The organism is Cytobacillus sp., from assembly GCF_032154635.1.
GTDB lineage: Bacteria > Bacillota > Bacilli > Bacillales > Cytobacillaceae > Cytobacillus.
Genome location: NZ_JALDXW010000001.1, coordinates 276,825 through 302,327, shown reverse-complemented (window position 1 = coordinate 302,327; position 25,503 = coordinate 276,825). Strand labels below are relative to the sequence as shown.

At 36.8% G+C, this 25,503-nt stretch carries 29 protein-coding genes; 1 reads left to right on the top strand and 28 read right to left on the bottom strand.

The genetic code is table 11. The features are described from left to right. Positions 1–48: 48 nt before the first annotated feature. From RUH74_RS01630 to RUH74_RS01535, 20 genes are all read right to left on the bottom strand, one after another. Positions 49–1,146: an ABC transporter permease gene (locus tag RUH74_RS01630; protein ID WP_313798491.1), complete on the bottom strand. Its 1,098-nt coding sequence runs from the start codon at positions 1,144–1,146 to the stop codon at positions 49–51. Continuing rightward, complete coding sequence (locus tag RUH74_RS01625; protein ID WP_313798490.1) at positions 1,143–2,405, bottom strand: ABC transporter permease; 1,263 nt, start codon at positions 2,403–2,405, stop codon at positions 1,143–1,145. The genes RUH74_RS01630 and RUH74_RS01625 overlap by 4 nt, the downstream gene beginning before the upstream one ends. Before the next feature lie 14 nt (positions 2,406–2,419). After that, entirely contained in the window at positions 2,420–3,352 is a 933-nt protein-coding gene (locus tag RUH74_RS01620; RefSeq protein WP_313798489.1) for an ABC transporter ATP-binding protein, read from the bottom strand. A gap of 153 nt (positions 3,353–3,505) precedes the next feature. Further along, on the bottom strand, positions 3,506–4,138 hold the full coding sequence (locus RUH74_RS01615; protein WP_313798488.1) for a response regulator transcription factor: 633 nt from the start codon (positions 4,136–4,138) through the stop codon (positions 3,506–3,508). A gap of 13 nt (positions 4,139–4,151) precedes the next feature. Beyond that, positions 4,152–5,243 (bottom strand): sensor histidine kinase, encoded by a 1,092-nt coding sequence (locus tag RUH74_RS01610; protein WP_313798487.1) that lies wholly within the window; start codon positions 5,241–5,243, stop codon positions 4,152–4,154. A gap of 141 nt (positions 5,244–5,384) precedes the next feature. Then, the gene (gene ndk / locus RUH74_RS01605; protein ID WP_313798486.1) at positions 5,385–5,831 is read right to left on the bottom strand and encodes a nucleoside-diphosphate kinase; all 447 of its coding nucleotides are present in this window, start codon (positions 5,829–5,831) and stop codon (positions 5,385–5,387) included. A 105-nt stretch (positions 5,832–5,936) separates the two neighbouring features. Then, positions 5,937–6,899, bottom strand: coding sequence for a heptaprenyl diphosphate synthase component II (hepT, locus tag RUH74_RS01600; RefSeq protein ID WP_313798485.1), 963 nt, complete (start codon positions 6,897–6,899; stop codon positions 5,937–5,939). Between the two features lie 96 nt (positions 6,900–6,995). Beyond that, entirely contained in the window at positions 6,996–7,703 is a 708-nt protein-coding gene (locus tag RUH74_RS01595) for a demethylmenaquinone methyltransferase (protein ID WP_313798484.1), read from the bottom strand. Positions 7,704–7,708: 5 nt separating this feature from the next. Then, complete coding sequence (locus tag RUH74_RS01590; RefSeq protein WP_313798483.1) at positions 7,709–8,518, bottom strand: heptaprenyl diphosphate synthase component 1; 810 nt, start codon at positions 8,516–8,518, stop codon at positions 7,709–7,711. A gap of 204 nt (positions 8,519–8,722) precedes the next feature. Next, the gene (gene mtrB, locus RUH74_RS01585) at positions 8,723–8,959 is read right to left on the bottom strand and encodes a trp RNA-binding attenuation protein MtrB (protein ID WP_053476813.1); all 237 of its coding nucleotides are present in this window, start codon (positions 8,957–8,959) and stop codon (positions 8,723–8,725) included. 31 nt (positions 8,960–8,990) lie between these two features. After that, positions 8,991–9,557: a GTP cyclohydrolase I FolE gene (gene folE, locus RUH74_RS01580; RefSeq protein ID WP_313798560.1), complete on the bottom strand. Its 567-nt coding sequence runs from the start codon at positions 9,555–9,557 to the stop codon at positions 8,991–8,993. A 249-nt stretch (positions 9,558–9,806) separates the two neighbouring features. Beyond that, a complete protein-coding gene (locus tag RUH74_RS01575) occupies positions 9,807–10,079 on the bottom strand; it encodes an HU family DNA-binding protein (RefSeq protein WP_053476815.1) in 273 nt (90 codons plus the stop codon). Between the two features lie 413 nt (positions 10,080–10,492). After that, complete coding sequence (spoIVA, locus tag RUH74_RS01570) at positions 10,493–11,971, bottom strand: stage IV sporulation protein A (protein WP_313798482.1); 1,479 nt, start codon at positions 11,969–11,971, stop codon at positions 10,493–10,495. 226 nt (positions 11,972–12,197) lie between these two features. After that, positions 12,198–12,911, bottom strand: coding sequence for a hypothetical protein (locus RUH74_RS01565; RefSeq protein WP_313798481.1), 714 nt, complete (start codon positions 12,909–12,911; stop codon positions 12,198–12,200). A 64-nt stretch (positions 12,912–12,975) separates the two neighbouring features. After that, a complete protein-coding gene (locus RUH74_RS01560) occupies positions 12,976–13,176 on the bottom strand; it encodes a DUF2768 domain-containing protein (protein WP_313798480.1) in 201 nt (66 codons plus the stop codon). 345 nt (positions 13,177–13,521) lie between these two features. Further along, complete coding sequence (locus RUH74_RS01555; RefSeq protein ID WP_313798479.1) at positions 13,522–14,565, bottom strand: NAD(P)H-dependent glycerol-3-phosphate dehydrogenase; 1,044 nt, start codon at positions 14,563–14,565, stop codon at positions 13,522–13,524. A gap of 140 nt (positions 14,566–14,705) precedes the next feature. Then, the gene (gene der / locus RUH74_RS01550; RefSeq protein ID WP_313798478.1) at positions 14,706–16,016 is read right to left on the bottom strand and encodes a ribosome biogenesis GTPase Der; all 1,311 of its coding nucleotides are present in this window, start codon (positions 16,014–16,016) and stop codon (positions 14,706–14,708) included. A gap of 320 nt (positions 16,017–16,336) precedes the next feature. After that, positions 16,337–16,522 (bottom strand): capping complex subunit for YIEGIA, encoded by a 186-nt coding sequence (locus tag RUH74_RS01545; RefSeq protein ID WP_313798477.1) that lies wholly within the window; start codon positions 16,520–16,522, stop codon positions 16,337–16,339. A gap of 5 nt (positions 16,523–16,527) precedes the next feature. Beyond that, positions 16,528–17,415: a YIEGIA family protein gene (locus tag RUH74_RS01540; RefSeq protein WP_313798476.1), complete on the bottom strand. Its 888-nt coding sequence runs from the start codon at positions 17,413–17,415 to the stop codon at positions 16,528–16,530. Next, complete coding sequence (locus RUH74_RS01535; RefSeq protein ID WP_313798475.1) at positions 17,412–18,020, bottom strand: YphA family membrane protein; 609 nt, start codon at positions 18,018–18,020, stop codon at positions 17,412–17,414. The genes RUH74_RS01540 and RUH74_RS01535 overlap by 4 nt, the downstream gene beginning before the upstream one ends. Positions 18,021–18,149: 129 nt before the next feature. On the opposite strand from RUH74_RS01535, the gene RUH74_RS01530 reads away from it, so the two are divergent. Continuing rightward, positions 18,150–18,290: a YpzI family protein gene (locus RUH74_RS01530; RefSeq protein ID WP_102274737.1), complete on the top strand. Its 141-nt coding sequence runs from the start codon at positions 18,150–18,152 to the stop codon at positions 18,288–18,290. 39 nt (positions 18,291–18,329) lie between these two features. Here the strand turns inward: RUH74_RS01530 and fni are convergent, their stop codons facing one another. From fni to sleB, 8 genes are all read right to left on the bottom strand, one after another. Continuing rightward, positions 18,330–19,379: a type 2 isopentenyl-diphosphate Delta-isomerase gene (gene fni / locus RUH74_RS01525; protein ID WP_396229734.1), complete on the bottom strand. Its 1,050-nt coding sequence runs from the start codon at positions 19,377–19,379 to the stop codon at positions 18,330–18,332. Positions 19,380–19,391: 12 nt separating this feature from the next. Further along, positions 19,392–20,531 (bottom strand): 30S ribosomal protein S1, encoded by a 1,140-nt coding sequence (gene rpsA / locus RUH74_RS01520; protein WP_313798473.1) that lies wholly within the window; start codon positions 20,529–20,531, stop codon positions 19,392–19,394. Positions 20,532–20,680: 149 nt separating this feature from the next. After that, positions 20,681–21,262: a lysophospholipid acyltransferase family protein gene (locus RUH74_RS01515; protein ID WP_313798472.1), complete on the bottom strand. Its 582-nt coding sequence runs from the start codon at positions 21,260–21,262 to the stop codon at positions 20,681–20,683. 3 nt (positions 21,263–21,265) lie between these two features. Next, positions 21,266–21,940: a (d)CMP kinase gene (cmk, locus tag RUH74_RS01510; RefSeq protein WP_313798471.1), complete on the bottom strand. Its 675-nt coding sequence runs from the start codon at positions 21,938–21,940 to the stop codon at positions 21,266–21,268. 235 nt (positions 21,941–22,175) lie between these two features. Next, the gene (locus RUH74_RS01505) at positions 22,176–22,358 is read right to left on the bottom strand and encodes a YpfB family protein (RefSeq protein WP_313798470.1); all 183 of its coding nucleotides are present in this window, start codon (positions 22,356–22,358) and stop codon (positions 22,176–22,178) included. A 67-nt stretch (positions 22,359–22,425) separates the two neighbouring features. Next, on the bottom strand, positions 22,426–23,082 hold the full coding sequence (locus RUH74_RS01500) for a flagellar brake protein (RefSeq protein ID WP_313798469.1): 657 nt from the start codon (positions 23,080–23,082) through the stop codon (positions 22,426–22,428). A 106-nt stretch (positions 23,083–23,188) separates the two neighbouring features. Next, complete coding sequence (gene ypeB, locus RUH74_RS01495; RefSeq protein WP_313798468.1) at positions 23,189–24,538, bottom strand: germination protein YpeB; 1,350 nt, start codon at positions 24,536–24,538, stop codon at positions 23,189–23,191. 14 nt (positions 24,539–24,552) lie between these two features. Further along, positions 24,553–25,410: a spore cortex-lytic enzyme gene (gene sleB, locus RUH74_RS01490; protein ID WP_313798467.1), complete on the bottom strand. Its 858-nt coding sequence runs from the start codon at positions 25,408–25,410 to the stop codon at positions 24,553–24,555. Between the last annotated feature and the right edge of the window lie 93 nt (positions 25,411–25,503).

Genomic DNA, 25,503 nt, shown 5'->3' with positions numbered 1-25,503 from the left:
GGAGTGAGTTTTGTTGAAAATTTTGCAGGAATTGTAGTTGTCTACCAATTAAACATGCCTTCGTTCCATTAACCGAATTCCTATTCCCATCAAGACCACGCTCATTAAAATCAATATTGAAATAGGAAATAATAGTTCACTATACGATAAGCCAGAAATGGTTGCCCCTTTTAATAGCTCCATTCCATAGGTAATCGGGATTACCTTTGAAATAGTCAATAGTGTATCTGAAGTAATGATTTCAATAGGCCAGTAAGCTCCGCCGAGCATAGCAAAGCTCACACTTATTAAAGGAACAAATGCATTAAATTGACCAATTGTTTTAACTACACCAGTTAAAAAGATGGATAATGCAACAATTGAAAATAAATAAGGGATAATCAGAATCAATGTTTTTCCAAACGAACCATAAAAGTCCACTCCTGCACCGTATTTAAAGATGACAAATATTAAGGCAATCTGTATATAGCCGATAAAAAAGCTATATAGTAAATTACCTACATACATTTCTATCTTTGAAGTAGAAGATAGAATCAGCCGATCCCATATCCCCAATTGTTTCTCCCGCAATATTTCAACTACATTAAACGCAACCGTATAAATTGAGAAGAACAGGGCAAATCCAAATAATGATTGTAGACCTGGATCGTAAACCCATTGATCTTCATCTGAAAAAGATGCCACTGAAAGCTGAAAAAGATGATTTTCTTTCATTCCTTTGATTTTTTCGATTGCCTTAGTCGAATCAATAGCATGATCAATAATCGATTTTTCTTGTAATCTTGTTAAATAATATCTTTCAACATATTGATTGATCATATGAAAATTCTCTGTATTACCTACCTGATATATTGTAAAAGATTCAGCATCCAGTGATATTCCTGCTTCTGCACCGCCTGCAGCCACCTTGTTCTTTACTTCTTCTTCATCACTAATAACAAATTCAAAAGAGTCACCTTTATTAAGTTCTCCTACAATTACACTTACCTCTTCTTCTGGTAAAGAACTATAAACAGGAATTTCAACTTTCGTAAACGATGACTTTCCTAATAAATAGGCAAATGCAATACAAATAATCGTTGTTGCAATAAATCCACCTGGTTTCCTAAGAAGCAAACGGAATTTCCCCCATATAATTCCCCTCATATCGATTCACCTCTTCTCGGCTGGATCAGAAATGCTAAAAATAATAACAAGACCGTTGTAATCGAAACAGATAATAATTGACTGGATATATCACTTAAAGCATATCCCTGCATGATTTTATAATAAGCAGATATCCCTGCACCTCCAGGTGAGTATTGAGATATCTCTTCAAAAATGCCTCCTATTTGTGAGACTGGGATAAAACTTCCACCGATAAAAGCTATAATTGGAATTAAAAAGCTGGAAAATACTTGGGTTGCACTTCTTGAGTTCGAACGATAATTAATAGCTGAAATAAAAACAGCAAACCCTCCTACCATCACACTTAAAAGAAAGGTGACAACAAAATAGTCAAAGACATTTGGCCATCTTACACCATGTATTAGCGCTGACATCCCAAACAATATATTCATTTGCATAAAGGCGACAACAATCGTTGAAACAAAAATGCCTACAAAAAATATCGGTATTGGAATGTTTGCTAATAAAATACGTCCATAAATTTGGTTTTCCTTTTCTTCTAATGCCAATGCAGCTGCATTTCCTGCAACGTAAAACATAAACATCACGCACATCCCAATTGCGTAATAAGTGACTGCATTAATTGGCTTTCTTTTTGTTACCGTTTCTGTATTTCCTACCTTCGAACTTAAGCTGTTTTGAATTGTTTCCGGATCCACACCTAAGGACGGAAGAGTGGACCATAATGAAATCTCTTCTTGAAAAGAGGAAAATACATCTTTTAACACGCTGCCCTCTAGTGCGCTTGATTCATTTAGTTTAAGGTTTAAACTTGGGACCTCTTTAACATTAAAAAATGAATGTAGATAAAACTGTTCCGTAAAGCCTGCAGGAATCTCAAGTACTCCACTATATTTAAGTGCCTCTTTCGCGGACGGCTCATCTTCCAATTCTATTACTTGAATGATATCTTTAAATTCCTTGCTTGCAAATACATCTTCAAGTAAGATTCCTAACGGATTGAAACTTTTTATCCCTTCAATTGCTGCTGTTTTTTCTTCTGGAGAAATTGGCAAGCTTTCTACTTTATCAATTATCTTTCCTTCTCCGCCTTCTATATCATCCTTTTGAATAACAGCAAGCTTAATATTCAAATCTGGCGCTTCTCCATCGATAATTGAACCTAATGCAGCTCCTAATATCGTAATGAGGACAAAAGGCATAAAGAGAAGGATCACTAATTCACGAGGCCTCCTCCATACCATGAGCAGTTCTTTTTTTATTAATTGAGCAATCATTGTCGTCCCCTCTCTTAGTCCCTTAATTGTCTGCCTGTTAAATGAAGGAACACATCTTCCAAAGTGGGTGTTTCAATATGAACAGAAATAATATTCGTTTTTGTTTCTTCCGCTAATTTGAAAAGGTCTTTTAATATATTTACCTTTTTAGGAACGATTAAAGTAATAGCGGGGTCTTGAACGGAAATGCTTTTTACATTTGGAAGGGCTTGCAGAAGTTGAAGATATTCTCCCTTTAAGATATCTACTCTCATGGCAATCGATTGTTCAGCAGATAAAATAGACTTGATTTCCTCCTTTGTACCTGCCGCAATCACTTCCCCATGATCCATAATATAAATGCGGTCACACAGATACTCTACTTCCTCCATATAATGACTTGTGTATAACACGGTAATATTTTTTTCCGTATTTAATCTTTTGACCGTTTCAAGGATATAGTTCCTTGATTGAGGATCAATGCCGACTGTGGGCTCATCCATAATGATCAATTCCGGTTCATGAAGCAATGCAACACCAATATTTAAACGTCTTTTCATTCCACCTGAAAAAGTTTTCACCAACTCTTTTTTTCGTTCTGTAAGACCGATGATTTCTAATATCTCATCCACTTTGCTTTGTAATTCCTTTTTCTTCATTCGATGTATCCTTCCAAAAAACTTGAGATTTTCTTCCGCTGTTAAATCCATGTATAGGGCAATATCCTGAGGAACTACGCCAAGAATATTTCTAATTTTCTCTGGTTTCTTTACTATACTTTCGTTTTTTAGCCGAACATCCCCGCTCGTTGGGTTAATCAATGAGGAGATTAATGATATAGTTGTTGATTTTCCTGCACCATTTGGCCCAAGTAAGCCCACTGTCTCCCCTTTTTCCAAATATAGGTTAACTCCTTTTACGGCCTTTTTATTTTTGAAATGTTTGGATAAATCCACTACTTCTAACATGATTTTCCCTCCTTTGTACATGATTAGTATAAAAAAATTTTAAACCTTCCTACACTTCCCTCAGTCACTTAAATATACTTCATCCATGACCTTAGTCATTTTTCCCCATGAAAAAAGCTATGTCAACGGACATAACTCATTAAAAAAGGGGTTTCATAAGAGATCATGCTTGATTGCAAAAATTGCCAGCTGGGTGCGATCTCTTAAATCAAGCTTTTGCAAAATCTGTGTTAGATGATTTTTAACCGTCCCTATTGACAAGAAGAGTTCACTTGCAATTTCCTTATTTGTCTTTCCTCTCCCAACCAACTTTGTAATCACTAATTCTCTTGGTGTTAAATGAATGTCAATAGAATCGTTTTCTGGTTTTTCCAACAGCCTTGGCAACACTTTGGCTGCTACTTGCTCATGTAAAGCCATACCACCTTCAAGACAGCTTTTAATTGAACTAATTAGCTTATGTCCATCTGAGGTTTTTAACAAAAATCCATCTACACCCACCTTTAATGCTTGAAGTGCATATTCCTCATCATTAAATGTTGTAAGAATTAGAATCTTAATATTTGGCCATCTTTCTTTAATCTTGTGGGCAGCCTCAATTCCATTCATTATCGGCATCCGTATATCCAATAAAGCAACATCAACAAAATGATCTTCTAAGTATTCAATCGCCTGAACACCGTTTTCGGCTTCACCGACAACAGTAAATTGCTCATTTTGTTCAAGAATCATTTTTAACCCTTGACGGACGATGCTTTGGTCCTCTACTAATAATACGCGAATCAATTTCATCTCTCCTCTATGGCAATGACCCCTCAATAATAAAGGTATGATCGATTTGATAAATTTCGAGCGTACCGCCCGCTTCTTTTACCCTTTGCCTCATATTTTTCAGCCCAAAACCCTCATGAAATGGCTTTAAATGATCAAAAGTATTTCTAATTTCAAAATATAGATGACCAAGCGGAGTTGTACCCAATGTGACAAAGACTTCTCTAGATTGTCCATACTTCATTGCATTTGTTAAGGATTCCTGTAGAACTCGGTATAAAACGATACTATTTTGGTTAGATAAGGTGACACTTAATGCCCCCTGTTTCGTGGTGAAATGAACTTGTAAGTGACTTTCTGATTCCAGCTTTCTAATTAACTGGATTACTGAGGATATGCCTTCGACATCATCCATGTTTAAGGCTCTAACCGCTTTTCTTGTTTCTTCTAAACTTTCATTTACAATGTCCTTCATCGAATGAAGAACATCATTTTTTTCATTCATAAGTAGCATTTCAAGTTGCATACTTAAAGCAGTTAGCTTATGACCGACTGAATCATGCATTTCACGTGCAATCCGAGTCCTTTCTTCCATCCGTACTGCTTTTTCATTTTTTGCTGCATATCTTTTTACCTTTCTATATTCATCAATCAGCTGTTCATATAATTGGGTTTGATGTATGAAATTGTAATAATTAGTATTTAAAAACCAAACAGTACAGAATTGGAGAAGGTTCATAATAAAAAGACCAGCTAGTATACTATTCACTGATCCCACCAATACATAAAAGTAAATGAGTAAAATTATATTTACTCCAATTAGTAAACTACGAAAATAGAGTGGAGATAAATAATAGGCAGACTCTAGACAATATAGGAAAATTAACAATAAGAATAATGGAATGAGCTGTTCTTCTAATAAAAATGCATACACGAACGTAATAGCTACTAACACGAAGGTAAAAGGCAGCTTTTTCTTAAAGAGAGGGAGAAGAAAATAAATGGATAATGACAATGCACAAAAAAGCAGTACGTACACACCACTATTCTTGCTTGGAGAAAAAATAATTAATGCCCAAAGTGAGATCAAAAGAAGAAAGCGAACACGAAAAGAAAGCAAGTTTATTCCACCCATCAACATAAAAATTAAGATGGATCTAACGTAACAAATTGGATACCATTGGTCAATATGAAATCGTGTCACTAAAGAGCAATAAAAAAAAGACACTTGCAGTAAAGCAAGTGCCTTTCAACAGATCAATTAATTGATCCATTCATTTATTAATTTAGCATACTCTACAAGCTCTTCCTCTTTAAAGAATAAGCCAATTTCTCGTTCAGCACTTGCAGGTGAATCGGAGCCGTGAATAACATTCTTACCTACTGTAATTCCGAAGTCGCCGCGGATTGTTCCTGGTGCTGCATCTTTCGGATTAGTAGCTCCCATCATTTGACGAGCTGTTGCGATAACATTCTCACCTTCCCAAACCATTGCGAAAACGGGTCCAGAAGTAATGAAGTTAACTAATTCTCCGAAGAATGGACGTTCTTTATGTTCACCGTAATGCTCTTCTGCAAGCGCTTGCGGAATACTCATAAGCTTACCGCCTACAAGCTGAAACCCTTTCTTTTCGAAACGAGAGACAATCTCTCCGATTAAATTACGTTGAACGCCATCAGGCTTTACCATTAAAAATGTTTTTTCCATGATCTCCACTCCTAAAACATATGTATAGTGAATTACCTATGAAGACAACCCATGAAAATAGTAACATTTTTTTGATAATTTAGCAATATATTCGGAAATCAGCTTTTAAAACTTACGCTTGCCGATCATATTTGCAATATCTCTTAGTGTTTTCTTTGCTCGATTTTGCGGAAGCTCATTTAAGATTTCAAGTGCCTTTTTCAAGTAGTTGTCACTTACCTTCAGTGACTTTTCAATTGCACCGGAATCTTTGATCAATGAAATAATTTGTTCGATTTCCTCACGCTTTGTAGCAGCCTGTACTTTTACTATTTTTTCCCGGATCTTCTCATTCTTCATCGCAAATAAAACAGGGAGTGTAATATTGCCTTGGTGAAGGTCATCTCCAGCCGGCTTGCCAAGCTGTTTCTCAGTGCTAGTGAAATCTAATACATCATCAATAATTTGATAAGACATTCCAACATAATAGCCAAATCGGTATAGTTTTTTATGTATTTCATCATCAACATCTGCTGCAATAGCACCTAGTTGGCAGCTGACTGCAATTAAAATAGCTGTTTTTCTTTTAATTCGGCGAAAATAATTACGTACATTTTGATTAAAATTATATTTATCTTTAATTTGCTCAATTTCACCAATACATAGCTCAACTAAGGTGTCTGCTAATATTTGATGAGCAAATGGCTTTTCAACTTTTGTCATTAATTCAAGCGCGCGTGCAAATATATAATCCCCCGTATACATTGCAATGCGATTATCCCATTTAGCCTTTATCGTAGGTTTGCCCCGTCTTAGTTCAGCATCATCAATGACATCATCATGAACAAGTGAAGCCATATGAATAAGTTCGAGCGATACAGCAACATTTTTGATTCTACTTATATCATAATTTCCAAACTTTCCAGCTAGCAAAACAAAAACTGGGCGGATTCGTTTTCCCCCGGCTTTTAATAAATGCAAGGATGCTTGATGCAATAAAGGAGAATCTGCTTGAACTGTCTCCTCAAGTGCTTCTTCAATAATCGTTAAATCTGAATTCAAAAATGAATACATCATTTTCAACTTCATATCTATACTCACCCAGCTTATATCCTGTCTGCCGCTTCCATACATCATGTTATTACATGCACAAACATTCCTATGAAAAAGCATTCAGAAAAAATATTATTTTTCTTTTTTCCCTATATGAACAGCTGCTACTCCCCCAGTATATGGTTTATAGCTAACTTGATCAAAGCCAGCATTTTCAAACATGCGGGCAAGCTCCTTCATTCCTGGGAAGTCTCGTGCAGATTCCTGTAGCCAAGAATATTCTTTATAGCTTTTCGCAAATATTTTACCAAACATTGGCATAATAAAACGGAAGTAGAAGTAATACGCTTGTTTATAACCAATCATCGTTGGCTGCGAAGTTTCTAGACAAACAGCCAATCCGCCAGGTTTTACGACTCTATGCATCTCTTTTAAAACTTGTAAATAATCCGGAACATTTCTCAATCCAAACCCAATGGTTACATAATCAAATGTGTTATCAGGAAAAGGCAGTTCCATCGCATTCCCATGAACAAGCTTGGCTTGTTTAAGATTCATTTCCTTTACTTTTTGTTCCCCGATTTTCAGCATATTTTTACTGAAATCTAAACCGATCACTTCGCCTTTTTCTCCAACTGCCTCAGCCAATGCAATTGTCCAATCAGCGGTTCCGCAGCATACGTCAAGAGCCTTCGCACCTTTTTGGACGTTCATTCTCTTCATTGTATCTTTACGCCATCTTACATGCTGCTGAAAGCTAATCACAGAATTCATTTTGTCATAATTCCCATAAATCTTTTCGAATACATGATGGACACGTTCTTCTTTTGATTGCTGCATTCTGCTTACCCTTCTTCCACAAATGTATTTGCATAGGATTCATTCTTAGTAAGTACTGACTGAATTCTCTTAACTAATAATTCGTCAATGATTGGATAATTCATAAATTGCTTTTGAATGAGCTTTTTCGAGAAATCGATATAATGATCACAAATGGCAAGTAAATCCTTATCTTGCTCATTAGAAGCAGTACATTTATCGTTTTCAACTATGTTTTTTATAGCCTCAAAAACAATGGACTTTCTCCCTTGTAAGAACATTTCTCTTTCGGCATTTAGTCTTTTGATGAATAAAAGATCCGAGGAAAAATTACTCCATTTCGAATCACCCAAATAGGAAGCGACCTTAACAAACAAAGAAGACTCAATCTTTTTTACATCATCCATTAACTCATCTAAAGTATTAGCTGATTTTTGATAAAGGGAAATTTTATGTTCATTCACCTCTTTTATTCCTTCAGCTAATGAACGAATCATTTCTATATCATCAATACCGGCAAGAATTTTATAATATAATCCGCTATAATATACACCAGCTAGTACGGTAAGCTGCCTAGACTTCATTTCTTCAGAATCTAGTTTGTGATTTGATACAAGCTCATGAGTATCAAGGGCGATTTGAATCAGCATGATTGTTATGCAATATTTTTTCGCAATTAATTCTGGTTTATTCCCTTTATTAAGAAGCGAAAGAAGGAGTAAAAGCTTGTCTTCGTCGATTATTGGCGGTTCTATATGTTTAAGTAAATAAGGGTGCTTCATTTTCTCATTGATTTGCTCTTTCACATCTGCTAATTTAACCATCAAGTTTTGCATTCAATCACCCTTGTTTTCCCTGAGTTTTCTTCTTCGTTTCAATTACGATCTCTATATAGTACGAAAGGAATACAGTCCCTTTACTAGTCTGTTTTTAAGTATACATAAGGCAGAGATCATTATATCATATATTACATTTTAATGTCAGGGAAATTTAACAGAAACAGCTGCTTAGTGAACGTTTATATACATTTAGAAATTTTTTTATTTTTTTGATTCACTTTCCACTTCTCCATATGCGGTCATAATGACAGCGTTTCCTCTAATTTTTATTGCAGAAGTATGTTCAGTGAATTGAGCAATCATGACTTCACCATGATCAAGCTTCTCAGAATGATGAAATCTTGTATCTGACCCTCTTGTCAATCCAATTACATTTACTCCATCTTCTTTTGCTTTAATAATGACATACTCATTTCCCACTTGAATTCTATTCTCCATATAAACACCCTTTTGCTAATAGTGATTGATTTTAGAATTTAATCAATGAAAGCACTTCAGCACGCGCTCTTTCGTCATCAGCATATACGCCTCTTACTGCAGTAGTCACTGTTTGTGAACCAGGCTTCTTCACACCCCGCATAGTCATACACATATGCTCTGCTTCTACTACAACCATCACTCCATGTGGATCAAGTTTCTCTACAATAGAATCTGCAATGGTTGATGTAATTCGTTCCTGCAGCTGTGGCCTTTTGGCTACTGCGTCAACCGCTCTTGCAAGCTTACTTAATCCAGTTACTTTTCCATTCCTTGGAATATAAGCAACATGAGCTTTACCATAAAACGGGACAAGATGATGTTCACACATCGAGTAAAAAGGAATATCCTTCACTAGGACCACTTCTTCATGGTCCTCGCCAAAAACCGTTTCAAAATATTCCTTTGGATCCTGATTCATTCCCTGAAATACTTCTTCATACATTTTTGCCACTCTTTTGGGTGTATCGAGCAGACCCTCACGATTTGGATCCTCCCCGATTGCTTCTAATATTAAACGTACCGCATTCTCAATCTGCGCACGATTTACCTCTGCCATCATCCATCCTCCTCAAGTTCACAACTATCTAAATCTATCGTAATATGTCCATATTAGCACAATCATTTCATTACTAGCAAAAAAAGAAAATCTTAAAGCCAGCTTCATGCTCAATCTTCGTGAAAAAGCTTATAATACGAATGATTTTTTGAAAAAATCTCTGACATCCATACAGATCTTTCAAAATAAAAAACCGCGAGCGAGTCGCGGTTTTTAGCTCAAGCAAAAGCTTTTAGCACAATTATGTACTTATTTAACTGCATCTTTCAATGCCTTACCTGGTTTGAAAGCAGGTACTTTGCTTGCAGCGATTTCAATTTCTTCACCTGTTTGAGGATTACGTCCTTTACGTGCAGCACGTTCACGTACCTCAAAGTTTCCGAAACCGATTAATTGTACTTTATCACCATTTTTTAAAGCATCTAAGATTGCATCGAAAACAGCATCAACTGCTTTAGTAGCGTCTTTCTTTGAAAGCTCACTGCTTTCAGCAACTGCATTAATTAGTTCTGTCTTATTCATGCCTTTCACCTCCTCCCAAAAACGAAATGCTTAAAGCCCCTAGACGAGAGAAGCTAGACAGCGGTCTAACGCCTAAAAGTAGAATCTCATTAGCAATAATAGTATTCTTACTTACATTTGTAAACAAATTTACTGATTTCTAAACGTTTTCATGTATTTTTGTTTAACATGCCCAATAATAAATCATAAATGGGAAAATTTCAATCCATTTATATTAAAAATCCTTTAATACTAAGGGTTTGAGCACTTTATGAGTAATTCACGTTTAAAGATTATCACAATCATTTGCGGTTATCAAGAATATTTCTTGTATTAATGGGAAACTTTTCATATATTTTAACGAATTTATATACTCAATCTTCATTTAAATTGGAATAAGACAAGAAAAAGACCCCCAAACGGAGTCCCTTTATCTATAAAATTATTGCAATTAACCCGCCTGAACCTTCATTTATAATTCTCTCAAGCGTTTCTTTTAGTTTATACCGGGCATTTTCCGGCATCATAGCCAGCTTTGCCTGGATTCCCTCTCGCACAATAGAGCTTAGGCTTCGACCAAAAATATCAGAATTCCAAATGGATAATGGATCATCTTCAAAATCCTGCATTAGGTATCTTACAAGCTCTTCACTTTGTTTTTCTGTTCCGATGATGGGAGAAAATTCTGACTCGACATCAACTTTAATCATGTGAATGGACGGAGCAACAGCCTTTAATCTAACACCAAATCTCGAGCCATGGCGAGTAATTTCTGGCTCATCCAAGCTCATATCTGAAAGAGATGGAGCTGCGATTCCATAACCCGTTTGTTTTACCATTTTCAGAGCATCAGAGATTTGATCATATTCCGTTTTCGCATGGGCAAAGTCCTGCATAAGTTCTAGTAAATGATCTTTCCCTCTTATTTCAACTCCGACAATTTCTTTTAACACTTCATCATAAAGGTCATCTGGAGCAAACAAATCAATTTCTGCTACTCCCTGGCCCATTTCAATTCCCGCTAAACCAGCCCGATCAATGAATTCAAAATCACTAAATTGATGGACAACTCGATCAACATCTCTTAGTCGCTTAATATCTTTAACTGTTTCTTTTACGGCTTCTTGATAGCTTTCTCTTAACCAATGGTCTTCATGTAAAACCATGACCCAGCTTGGCAAATTCACATTCACCTCAAGTACCGGGAATTCATATAATGCTTCACGCATGACATTTAATACATCCGATTCTCTCATTCCTTCGACACTCATAGCTAGAACAGGAATATCATATTTTTCTGCTAATTCATTCCTCAGCGCTTCCGTATTAGGGTGATGCGGTTGAACACTATTGATCACCATAATAAATGGCTTACCAACTTCTTTTAGTTCATCAATTACTCTTCCTTCAGCTTCTAAGTAGTTGCTACGCGGGATTTCACCAATTGTCCCATCCGTAGTAATAACCACTCCAATCGTTGAATGCTCCTGAATGACTTTCCTTGTACCAATCTCTGCTGCCTCATGGAATGGGATTGGTTCCTCATACCATGGCGTATTGATCATTCTTGGCCCATTTTCATCCTCATATCCTTTAGCTCCAGGGACCGTATAGCCAACACAATCGACCAAACGGATGTTTACTTCTAGGCCTTCTTCAACATGAACAGTAGCTGCCTGATTTGGTACAAATTTCGGTTCAGTTGTCATGATTGTTTTACCGGCCGCACTTTGAGGGAGTTCATCCTGGGTGCGAGCTCGGTCAGCTTCATTGCTCATATTCGGCAATACAACAAGTTCCATAAATTTTTTTATAAAAGTTGATTTGCCTGTACGCACGGCTCCAACTACACCGAAATAGATATCACCACCAGTTCTTTCGGCAATATCTTTGAAAATATCTACCTTTTCCAAGTGATCCCCTCCTAAAATCTGTGGGATAAATTATCCTATCAATTACATTTGGACATTATATATTTATGATGTTGTCCTACTCTGTTATGACAGTTTTTTTTAAATCACCCCGTTTTGATAGTAAAACTTATAAACTTTATTTCTAATTCATTACTTTTAATGTCATATTCAAAACAAAGAAAAAAACCCTTCTCCTACAATATATTTTGTAGAAGAAGGGTTATGACTATTTCGCCAAAAAGATTGGCTGTTTCGTATTCTCATCAATTGTATATGGCAAGGAATAAGCAGGTACAAATGCTGAATCTTCAACAAGGATCCCTCTGATATCTTCACCTGGCTTATAATTCATTTTTTTCGTCTTAACTGCTTCAAAAAGATCACTTGTATAATCAACATATACCTCTCCATCTCCTGTTACGACAAATGGCAGAGGAAGTCCTGTGAATGGACTTTTAGCTGTTGGATCCTCTTTATAGCCTAATTTCCTATAATCCAATGAAAAAACATGGCCAGCAATTTGTTCTTTATAGGGTGGATACCCCTGTGTTTTTATCCTCAGTTTAATATCGCGAATGGTTTCAGCCATTCTTAAATCAAATATTTTAACTGTTGGGTTGGTTTCGACATCAACAAGTACATATTGAAATATGCCCCCTGATTCAAATGCATTACCTGGTGGTTCTGCCATATACTTTGGAATAACCATTTTAAAATCAATTGGATACTTTTGATAAATAGGAGTTGTTTGATCCCTCGTTTTAATTGGAAGCAGCCCTCCCGTATCCTCTTTATATTTATCGATCACTGATTGGACAGCTTGAATCTGGTCCTCATATGGAATTTGGTTTTCTGCAAGTCTTTCTTTAGGATACATGCATCCTGATAATACTGTTATAGCTAATAGAAGCAAAGAAAGAAGCCGTAATTCTTTTTTCAACCGAATCAATCCTTTTTGGCTATGTATTTATCGTACTCATAAAACGGCCGCTACATTTCCTCTTCTATTCAGGGGTGGGACCGCTAAAGACAACAAGAAATATAATAATTCCTGATACAATCATTAAGATATATGCGACTAGAGCAGTAATAAACTTAAAAACCCCGCCTAATTTAAAACGGCTTAAATATATCAGTAATATAGCTAAAAACATAAACCCCATAGACGCAAGTGATACCCACATTTTCATTAATGATGGTGACATGATTTCAACTCCTTTTTCCGAGAAGTATTATATCATATCACTTAGGTGTTTGGCACAAAAACGATGTAAGTAACATATTAGACTTATTTAGCAAAAGTCGGTTTGCCTGCTTTTGCTGCACTGGTCATTACTTCGTACATAAAGACTTATTCAATTATTAGACCGATAATTTTTTTACAAAAAAAAGCTAAGTCAAAGAGGGGCAATTCTTTAACTTAGCCTGTGACTAAATAACCCTATACCCTGTTCAATTCACCAGTTTGCTTCGTTGCATTGTATGCAAAGTGTTTCTCTGTCGTCTCCTCGAATGCCTATATTGTAAATATTTATTTGTTTGGATACTCATTACTTACTATCAAGAACGTTTGTAGGGTCTTCCATTTCATCTTTTTTTCCTCGTGCCATCAAACGGTCAACAGCATCCTTCGCATTTATATTATTAAATAGGACGTCATAAAGAGCATCCGCTATCGGCATGTTTACTTCATATTTTTCCGCAAGCTGCTTTGCAGCTTTTGTAGTCCTTACGCCTTCTACAACCATTCCCATATTATCCAAGACCTCTTGAAGATTATGGCCTTTACCAAGTAAATGACCTGCTCTCCAGTTACGGGAATGGACACTCGTGCATGTCACAATTAAATCACCTATCCCAGTTAGCCCTGAAAAGGTTAGCGGGCTCGCCCCCATCTTCATCCCTAAACGCGCAATTTCAGCTAAACCACGTGTGATTAAGGCTGCCTTAGCGTTATCTCCATAGCCTAATCCATCCGTTATTCCTGCGGCAAGAGCAATAATATTTTTAAGCGCTCCGCCAATTTCTACACCAACAATATCCGGGTTTGTGTATACACGGAAATTATTATTTATAAACAAATCTTGAACTTGATCCGCAGCCGCCATATTTTTAGAGGAGACGGTAACTGTTGTCGGATGCCTTAAGCTAACCTCTTCCGCATGACTTGGTCCTGAAAGTACAACTACACTAGTTAAAAGGTTTGCTGGCATTTCTTCTTCAATCATTTCCGATATGCGCAGCAGTGTATCTGGCTCAATTCCTTTACTCACGTGGACAACTGTTAAAGGTTCTTTTCTAATGGCACTAATTTTTCCAATTACTTCCCTTATTGCTTTCGTAGGGACCGCTAGAATAATTGTGTTTACTCCAAATAAGGCTTCTTCTAATGAAGCAATTCCCGTAATTCCTTCTGGAAGCAAGATATCTGGCAAATATTTTTTATTTACGTGATGCTCATTTATTTCTTTAATTTGTTCAGGGTTATGTCCCCAGAGCTTAACTTCATGATTATTATCAGCTAACACCATTGCTAAAGCAGTTCCCCAACTGCCAGCTCCAATGACAGCAATGCTTTCCCTTTTCCGCTCCATAAGATCACTACCTTTAAAATGATATTGTCTAGCTGGGACTCGAGGTCATAAGCCATTTCGACACGAAGGTTTAAGAGCAACCATCATGACGGCTTGGCTTATGCTTGTCGTCCCTGAGCGAGCCGCTTTCGCTTTTCTTATTACTTTCTCTCTCTTGCGAATATTTTAATCGGGGTTCCTTCAAAGCCGAAAGCATCTCTAATTCTATTTTCTAAGAAACGTTCATATGAGAAATGCAGAAGCTCCGGATCATTTACAAATACAACAAAAGCAGGTGGCTTTACAGCTACTTGTGTTGCATAATATATTCTTAGACGTTTACCTTTATCTGTAGGAGTTGGATTCATAGCAACTGCATCCATAATGACATCATTTAGCACGCTAGTCTCCACACGCAATGCATGATTTTCACTTACTTTATCAATCATTGGAATCAAGGTATGGATACGTTTCTTTGTTTTAGCTGATAAGAATACGATTGGAGCATAATCAAGGAATAAGAAGTGCTCGCGAATTTTTTGTTCAAACTCTTTCATCGTCTTATCGTCTTTTTCCACAGCATCCCATTTATTAACAACTATAACGACTGCTCTACCTGCTTCATGAGCATACCCAGCGATCCGCTTATCTTGTTCAATAATTCCTTCCTCACCATCAATAACAACAAGAACGACATCGGAACGTTCAATCGCTCTCAATGCACGAAGAACACTATATTTTTCAGTTGTCTCATACACCTTTCCTTTTTTACGCATACCTGCTGTATCTATGATGACATATTTATTTCCATTAAACTTAAGCTCAGAATCGATGGCATCCCTTGTCGTACCCGCAATATTACTCACAATTACTCGATCTTCGCCAAGAATTGCATTAACAAGAGAGGATTTTCCCACATTTGGACGTCCGATTAAAGAAAACTTAATCACATCATCCTCGTAATCCTTTTGACCAGATTTTGGGAAGTGCTTAGCTGCTTCATCAAGCAAATCACCAAGTCCTAACCCATGGGAACCTGAAATAGGAAATGGTTCTCCAAATCCTAATGCATAGAAATCGTAAATTTGATCCTTCATTTCTGGGTTATCAATTTTATTAACACCTAGTACTACAGGCTTTTTCGCTTTATAAAGGATTTTTGCTACCTCTTCATCTGCAGATGTCACACCTTCTCTTCCATTTGTAAGAAAAATAATCACATCCGCTTCATCAATCGCAATTTCAGCCTGCTGGCGAATTTGCTCCAAGAAAGGCTCGTCCCCTATATCAATTCCACCTGTATCAATAATATTAAATTCATGTGTTAACCATTCTCCTGAACTGTATATGCGATCCCTTGTAACACCAGGAATATCTTCAACAATCGAAATCCGTGAACCTACAATTCTGTTAAAAATCGTTGATTTTCCAACGTTTGGACGTCCGACAATCGCCACTACTGGTTTTGCCATGAACATCACCCCTTTACTTTTATTTCTTTCAAACATTACTTAAACATTCCAATGTATATTGATCTGCAGTCTAAGAACGCACAAAAGCATTTCTTTATAAAATAAACCCTTCTTTTATAGAAGGGCCTAACTTCATTATATTATCAAAGCAGTACCTTCCTAGCAAGAACAAATACGTATGCGCCTTGATCACCCTTAAGCGTAGCACATGATGAACCTCACGGAAAAGGTGACTTTCCTTTCTGGAAAGCTTGATTGAAATATGGAGGCAACCCGTCCAAGGACCACTGCATAAGACAAGACATGTAAGAAGAGAATGGTTAATGTTTCACGATTATATACAATTCTTCATTTAATGCGTGGGCAATCCCGTCAAGAATGGCTTCAAGGTTAGCAGCGACCGATTCCATTTCTTCTTTACTTTCACAAGAGAATACAGTTGCACCATTTGGCACCTTTGATGGATTTGTCGTAATAACAGCGAGTATATATTTTTCCAGGACCATTACGTTTAACCCCTTTCTTTTGAAGCATTTCTCTCTGTTGGCATACGAATTGCATTTTCAAGGGTCGGCACTGCCCCTATGATCTTTAAAGCTCTATCGATATTTTTTTCCTGTGGCAGGACAAACACACCAACTCTCCCGTCATTTAAATCTCTTTTGGCAAGCGGCACAAGTGCGGGTGTACCTGAATCGCGATAAACCCCTAAAGCAGTCGAAACATCATGGAGGATTGCCTGTCTCTGTCCTAAATTCGCTATCGTTGATCGCGCATTAAAATTCTTTGGTTTAAGAATAAAACCCATTCCATACCTTAAAACTTCCTCTTGTCTTTGTGGAAGTCCGATATTCATTATATAAATATTATCAACATATAAACCTGCACCATCAAAGTGAGGTTTGACATATTCAACATCTACTATATCCCCTATTTTGCCGCCTGACATAAGAACCTTCGAGATGATTAATGCGAGCACTGCAAAGATGACCCCTACCCAAATATTGAATAGCAAATAGCCAAGAACGCTAACAAGTGAAGTAAAGATCACTAAATAATTTCTGCTCTCAAAAGCAATGGCTATACCTTCAATATAAGTTTTTCCTCTCGGTACCATTTCATAGCTGTCTAGCTCGGTCAAAGTATTTCTTTCCATGTTTCTTACTTCTCGAAATTGTGAGGCAGCTAAGGTCAGAAACGTAATTGCTGTAAATTCCTCATTAAGGATTGATGGAATGGCAACTGAACCAAGACCAGCAGCTATAAAACCAAGTGCAGTATGAATTATTTTCCCATGGAGATAGGTTGGATATTGACGATAATCAGTCCTTAGCATATATATTCGTGTTAATGTGCCGATCGCAATTCCGAATATAATCGGTAATGTATATTCATTCATGTTAGTCTTTGTTTCTCCCTTTCCAATTGATTAATATGTCTTTCATAGAATGAAGCTAACCATTCAATCCCATTCCAAATAGCAAGGAGAATGGATGAAAGCGAAATGACATCTAAAAACGACAATGAAGCAATTACATATGGAAATGAATATTTACTTATTATAAGTGCATACAAAAACTCACCTTGGATTGACCCAAGCACAATTATAAACATCCGAGACCGTTTATTTCCATGTAAAATAAGGGACATGATGAGCAGTATGGCAGCAAGCATCCAATTACGGGGAAAAAGAAGCCAAACAGGGTCAAATAGCTCAAATAAATGGAAACAAACATATGCCAGCATAATAATAAAAGAACAAATTAATAAGTAGGTCAGCTTTTGCCACTCTAAACGTGAAGCAATATAAAATAATGGGCAGCAAAGAAATAGACCTGCGATTGATAGATCAAATTCGAAAAGCGTAACCGTATATGGAGAGGCAATGATTAAAAGTAAAAGATACAATGATAGCCAGAACCTAAACTGATGGGTTTTTTTCATAAAAAAGGTTGCAACTATCCAAAAGAACCATGATGCCCAATAAAAGGTTAATCCTTCCAAAACACTCACCTCCTACTATTCCCATTATGGCTGTCTGTTATGTACTTTAATCTGTATCGAAAGAAAATAATTAATTTACGATTAAATTCCTTATGCCCGTTCCATGTTAAAGAGAGGGAGGTGTGTTTAATGGGTAAGGATCGTCAGGAGAGAAAATTAAAGCAAAGTAAAAGAGTGGAATCAGACCGTGACCAAGCTCTCCATTATCCAGGAGCTACGAAAATGCAAAGCCCTGAAGAGGCCAGAGATTTAAATAACAATAAGCTTTAACATAAAAAGTTCTCGCAAATGCGAGAACTTTTTTGTGTATTACCTTTGACTGTACTGCTTCGTATCAATGCTTCTTTCACTTAACCAGTGATGAGTATTACCAGAAATAATTATCGGGACTTGTTGCAGCTCTAGTATATTTCTAGCACCAAGTGCGGTCATCATCATCGCAATTTCTCCATGAATGAGATGAAGTTCCTTGACTAAAGCTTCGACCCTCTCTTTCATAAGGATTTTCAAGAAATATCCTGCTACACCCACGGCATCCGCTCCAAGCGCAATTGCCTTTGCTATATCCAAACTATTCTGCACCCCACCAGAGCCTATTACCGATACCCCTCTACCTGCAGCTTTTGCTTCAGCAATGGATACTGTGGTTGGAATTCCCCAATCATTAAAGAAGGAAAAAGCACTTTCCCGTCTATTGTTTTCAATCTTCGCAAAATTCGTACCGCCAAATCCTCCTACATCAACCGCAGAAACACCAATTGATAGAAGCTTTGTCACTGTTTCTTTATTCATACCGAAACCAACTTCTTTAACAATAATTGGAACACTTAAGCTTTTTACAATATCCTCAATCCGTTTAAGAGCAGAGCAAAAATTCCGATCTCCTTCAGGCATCGTCAATTCTTGGACAACATTTAAATGAATTTGCAGCGCATTCGCTTCAATCATTTCAACCGCTGTTTTTGCCTGGTCAATCGTTGCTTCACTTCCTAAATTTCCAATTATGATTCCATTGGGGTATGCCTGTCGAATCACCTGATAGGATTCCACTTCTGTTGGATCCTTCAGTGCAGACATTTGTGATCCGACAGAAATCGCCATCTCCAATTCTTTAGCAGCCATAGCAAGGTCGCGATTGATTTCTTTCGTACGGTCTCCACCGCCACCAGTCATCGCATTGATAAAAATTGGCGAACTTACGGAAAGTTCGCCAATTCTCGTGTCCAGCTTTACCTGCTCTAAAGATATATTCGGCAAGCTTTGATGAATAAATGTAATATCCTCAAAGCCGGCTTTTCTTTCCTGCCCTGTTGCTAGAGCAAGACGTATATGATCCCATTTTCTTTTTGATCTAGACACCATTTATCACCATTATTTTTTTAAATTCTTTAATTGATCCCCAATCATTTCACCGAGCTGGAATCCCTTTGATTCTTCTGGAAGCTCATAGTCAATTACTTCTTCTTGTTCTCTCTCCTGGAGTTCTTTAATACTTAAGGATAACCGCTGATCCTGTTCATTCACATCAAGAACCTTCACTTGAACTTCCTGACCCTCTTTTAATACCTCATGCGGAGTTCCAATATGCTTATGCGAAATTTGTGAGATATGAACGAGACCTTCTACTCCAGGGAATAGTTCAACAAAAGCACCGTAAGAAACTAATCTTTTTACAACACCGTTAAGTGTACTTCCTTTTGGCGCTTTCTCTGCAATATTGCTCCAAGGTCCAGGCAATGTTTCTTTTATAGATAAAGAAATTCGCTCATTGTCACGATCAACACTTAATACTTTCACTTGAACCTTTTGTCCTTCTTCAACTACTTCCGATGGTTTGTCAACATGTTCATATGAAAGCTGTGAAATATGGACAAGTCCATCAATACCGCCTATGTCAACAAACGCACCAAAATCAGTAATTCTTTGAACAGTTCCTTCAATAATTTGACCAGCTTGCAACGAGTCTAGTATTTGATGCTTTTGCTTTCCTTTTTCCTCTTCTACAACTGCACGATGAGATAGAATTAAACGGTTCTTATCCTTTTCTAACTCAACAATCTTAAATGTCATTGTTTTCCCTTTATAGTCGGAAAAATCTTCAACAAAAAATGCTTCAACAAGTGATGCAGGGACAAATCCACGCACACCTAAATCAACAACTAGACCACCTTTGACAACATCTTTAATTTCCGCTTCAAAAATCTCACCTTTGTTAAATCTCTCTTCAAGCTCCTGCCAAGATTTTTCCGCGTCTACTTTACGCTTAGATAATATTAATGCTTCTTCTTCCACCTTTAACACTTCTAAGTCCAGCTGATCACCAACTTCAACTACATCACTCGCTTTTTCAACATGAAGGCTCGATAGTTCACTAATTGGAATAATTCCATCTAGCTTGCTGTCACTAATATCTACAATGACTTGCTTTTCTTCCACTTTCGTAACAAGGCCAGAAACCTTATCGCCAACTTCAAAATTTCTCACATCGACTTGATTCATCTCTTCTGACATATGTATTCCTCCTAATTTAAAATGCGAAAAGTGCTTCATTCGATGCTAAAGTTCATTAGCAACCAAACGATACATACACCTATTCTATTTTAAAAAAATGCCTTTTAATTAACTTCTTACAAACGACTTCTTTTGTCAAGCAAGAAGGTCTAGCGATGTTCTTCAATAAGCTTGCTAATTTCCCCCATAATTAGTTCTGTAGTCTCTTCGGCAGAAGCTTTTCTTTCACGCAGATTTTCCATGTCAATCGGCTTTCCATAAACGACCTTTAATTTTTTAAAAGCTTTATAAGGACCAATGATTGCGCAAGGAACAATGGCTGCATCTGTTCGTAGAGCAAAGAAACCCGCACCGGCTAGCCCTTTTTTTAATTCACCGGTTTTGCTTCGTGTCCCCTCAGGAAATAATCCTAGAACATGGCCATCCTTCAAAACAGCAAGCCCTTTTCTCAAAGCTTCTCGATCACTCATTCCCCTTTTTACCGGAAATGCATTTAAATGTGGGACGAGCTTTCCTAAGACAGGGACGCTAAATAGTTCTTCCTTTGCCATGAAATGAACCGGTCTTGGGGCATTAATACCAACAACCGGAGGATCAAAATTATGTATATGGTTTGAACAGAGCAGTACACCGCCTTCTTTTGGAAAGTGCTCCCTCCCAATAACTTCAAATCGATAGATAGGTTTTAATATTCCGTATACAACCGATTTTGCAAAAGAGTAAAACGTCACGATTCATCCGATCCTTTCATTAGCCAGGTTCATTATTTTTTCTACAACCTGTTCAATTGATAAGGCAGTGGTATCAATTTCAACAGCGTCTTTTGATTTTTTTAATGGGGCAACTTCACGTTCTGAATCCAATTTATCTCTTAAAGAGATCTCTTCCTTTAATTTCTCCAGATCAGACGAAAACCCTTTTTGAATATTTTCATAATGTCTTCGAATCGCACGTTCCTCCACAGAAGCTAAAAGAAATATTTTCACTTCCGCATTAGGCAGCACATGTGTACCGATATCTCTTCCATCCATAACAACCCCGCCATTCACCGCAAAGCTTTGTTGTCTTTTAACCATTTCTTCCCGAACTAGTTTATGTTTTGCAACGATAGATACTGAATTCGTTACCTCAGATGTTCTGATTTCATTGCTTACATCATTCCCATCTAAATAAATGAACTGACCATGCTTTCCAGGCAGCAGCTCAATAATCGTTTCATCTAATATTTTCATCAGTTTGTGTTCATCTTCTAAGTTACTATTGTTTAAGATTGCTTTATACGTTAATGCCCTGTACATAGCTCCTGTATCAATATAAATATAAGATAGTTTTTCTGCTACAATTTTTGCAACTGTACTTTTCCCTGCCGCAGCTGGTCCATCAATTGCAATTGAAATTTTATTCGTCATAGTGCCTCCTAAAATACCTTTATTGCTCTATTTTTGATTATATTTTAACATATGATAATGCAAAATGAGCTTTTTTAAGCTTTACTTAAAAATAAAAAACAATCATGAGCTTCAACTCACAATTTGGAATATAGATGTCCGTTTCCACTGTATTAGTTATTCCTATCGTCCATGTTTAATGTCTAGTCGGCGATTTATGTTCAACAAAAAATAAGCAGACAATTTGCCTGCTTATTTATTTTCCTTTAAATGTTTCAAGCAATTCCACAAAATTATTATCTGTCACACCTTCATACTGGCTGATTTGATTTAATTCAGGAAAAGCATTTAATTTGTGAAAAAATATTTGGGTTAAAATAAGAAACAAACATTGAATAATGGCAATTTTCACTAGGATTCTTTCAAATGTCTTCATCATCCATCGCTCCGCTTTTGTACTTTACGAATAGTATGAGATGATAATGAATAAATTATTCCTAAATTTATTATTCTAATCCTTTTTTCTTATATGCGAGCTGCCTATCAAAACAAAATCGAAGGAGCATTTGGCGGTCACTAGGCGAAGTATCTACAAATTGGACAGAAACGACAGGCTTCGAATCCTTTCTCTCAAGCACCCTAATAATTTTACTCTTCATTTTCAAATAATGAATTTCGCCATTTTGCATTGGCAAAACAAACCAGTTATTTATCATCATATCTGGTTCGATCACAGATGTATTTTGACAGATAATCGCTGCGCCACCGGCACTTATATCCTCTGTTATAGAGATCATTGGAGGAAATTCCATATGTATAGGATGCATGGCTACATCAACAGCTGTTTCCACTCTAACAAATTGTCTCCGCTGAATTCTAACTAAGTGTTCGTCACCAGGATACGATAAAACAATCATAGGAATCTTCTGTTTTACTCTTCTAAGCACTTCTGTTTCAAATAAATATACAGAACCATCTTCAGAAACAAAAGTCCCCTTTAATTGCGTTCCATCCATTAAAAATACTGTTTTATTTGTATCCATATTGATTGGATAATCAATATATATATTGCCCTCTGACTTTTCAACAATCTTACATTTATATTTTTCAACTTTTTCAGAATGACTAGGTTCTAATAATAATGCATCACCAATATTAATCATGCAGACCACACTTTCTTATTCAAAAGGATCATCTAGTTACTTAATTATGACATGGATAGACGGTTTTGTCATGCATATTAAAAGGAAAAGCCAGCCGGCTTTTCCTTTAGACAACATCCTCAAATATTTGTTCTGCATTTTTAAGCTTCTCTATTCGCTCTTCATTTCCATTGTCTGCATTAATAAAGATTCGATACGTATCATCCCCTAATGTGCCAAGGAACTCATAGCAAAGAACTTCTTGATTCAGATCATTAATAATAATTGCCATGCCTTCTTCCATGACTTTTACTTGGGGATTGATTTTTGAACGGGCATCCTCCCTAGTTATAATCGGTTTAGGGATATCACGTACATGATGGGCTCTTAAATAATCCTCTGCTGAAAATCCAAGTAATTTTCCATTGTCCAAAGCTATTTTTACCTTTATTGAATCTGGATATATTCTAATATCATTTTCGTTTGTTACAAATGTAAAGACGCCCACATTATCATATTGTGCACTTTCAAATAAATCTAAGCTTTCAAATCCGTTATCCTTCAAAAATTGTATTGCTTTTTTGCTAGCATCATTCAAGCTGATTACCTGTTTTTTCACATCTCTTGCAAGAATAAACCAGATTGGATACCCACCTTTTTTGGTAATATCCATGCTTGCTTCATTCTTCGATTTTTTGTCTTGAACGGTTACACTAAAGAAGCCGTATTTTGAACCATTTCCATTTTCAGTTACCTGTATATTCACATTGTTTCCGAAGGCAGCATGTTTTTTTGCTATATTTTCAGCTTCTTTTTTCGTAATTTCTTTTCCTTCAATAAATTTAAAGTTCTCATCCTCTTTTTTCATATTTACAAATGCAGGACCAAAATCTGTGTCTCCATAGCCTTCAACTGTTTTTTCAACTGTTTTGAACCCGTCAATTATTGTGTTATCTGCCGGCTGAGAGTCGGTTGCTAGCGCCATTTCTACGTCCATCCAGCGAAGGTTGTTTTTTAACACCATATGCTGTACTTGCCGTAAATCCTGTTGAATATCTCCAGCCTGTGCATACAATTTCTTTAAGGATTGGTATTCCTTCTCGGACAGCGGCTCTTTATCTAAATCTCTTACAGCAGTCCTATAGCTGAAATCTCCAATGCTTGCAAGAAATTCCTCCGTCTTATTAAATGGCATTAATGTTAATGGCAGCTGTCCAACATTGGAATGGGCTTCTGATGTGAGTTTCCAAACATCCGCCAATGCTGGTGATAAGGAATTTCTTGAATTCATTGCCAATGTAGTCCCAATTTTGTCATGCAGTACATCTATTTGATACGTTAAATCATGAAAGGCTCTCTGATAATTATTTTCCGCATTGATCAGAATGGCATTCTTTTCACGATGCTCCTGATAACCCCAAAAAGCCGTCCCTGCCACACCTAGAGTAAGTACACCAATCAATATTCCTCTTAGCAAATTTCATCACCTCTCTATTTACAAAAAATATGTTTACCGATCTGTTTTATTTGTGGACGGGACCAGATCCAGCCGCTTGTAGCTGTATCAGGATTAAAATAATAAAGTGCATTCCCCGTAGGATCCCATCCATTAATCGCATCGAGAACTGCTTTCTTAGCTGTTTCATTCGGTGTTAGCCATATTTGCCCATCCGCTACAGCTGTAAAGGCACGCGGCTCAAAAATAACACCCGAAACTGTATTAGGAAAGGATGCGCTATCGACACGATTCAATATAACTGCAGCAACCGCTACCTGACCTGTATACGGTTCCCCTCTCGCTTCCCCATAAACGGCATTAGCCATTAATTGGATATCATTTTGTGAAAACCCATTAGGCATGTTCGTTCCTGTTGGTTTCTGCTGCGTATTTTGCCCACCGCCGTTATTATTTGCTGGTGCCTTGGGTTTCTCAGCAGTTTGTCCAGCAGGCTTTTTCTGCTTTTCTAAATCCACTCCTCCATAATGAGTAAATTTATTTCCTTTATTTATTTGTTCTTTCACAAATTCCTTATTATACTTTGATGCATTTACGAGTTTCTTCTTCGTTTTTTCCCCTGCCATTCCATCAATATCTAACCCGAATTCATATTGGAAATTCCGTAATGCCCAATACGTTCCCCATCCGAATACCCCATCAATCTTCCCGTTATAAAACCCAAGATATTGCAGCCTTGATTGAAGTTCAATCACATCATCCCCTACAGCACCTTGTTGAATGACTTGATCTGTAAAGGCTGTTACCTTCCTATCATTTCCGCTGATCGGCACAAACAGCATGCAGAGAGAAATGATTAGAATTACTTTTGTTATTAACAAATTCTTTTTCATGGAATTGTAACCTCCAAAGGAAATCTTTATCTCATTACCTCTATATTTTGTAATAACTGACTTTTTATGCAATTATACTTGTGATAATTGTGT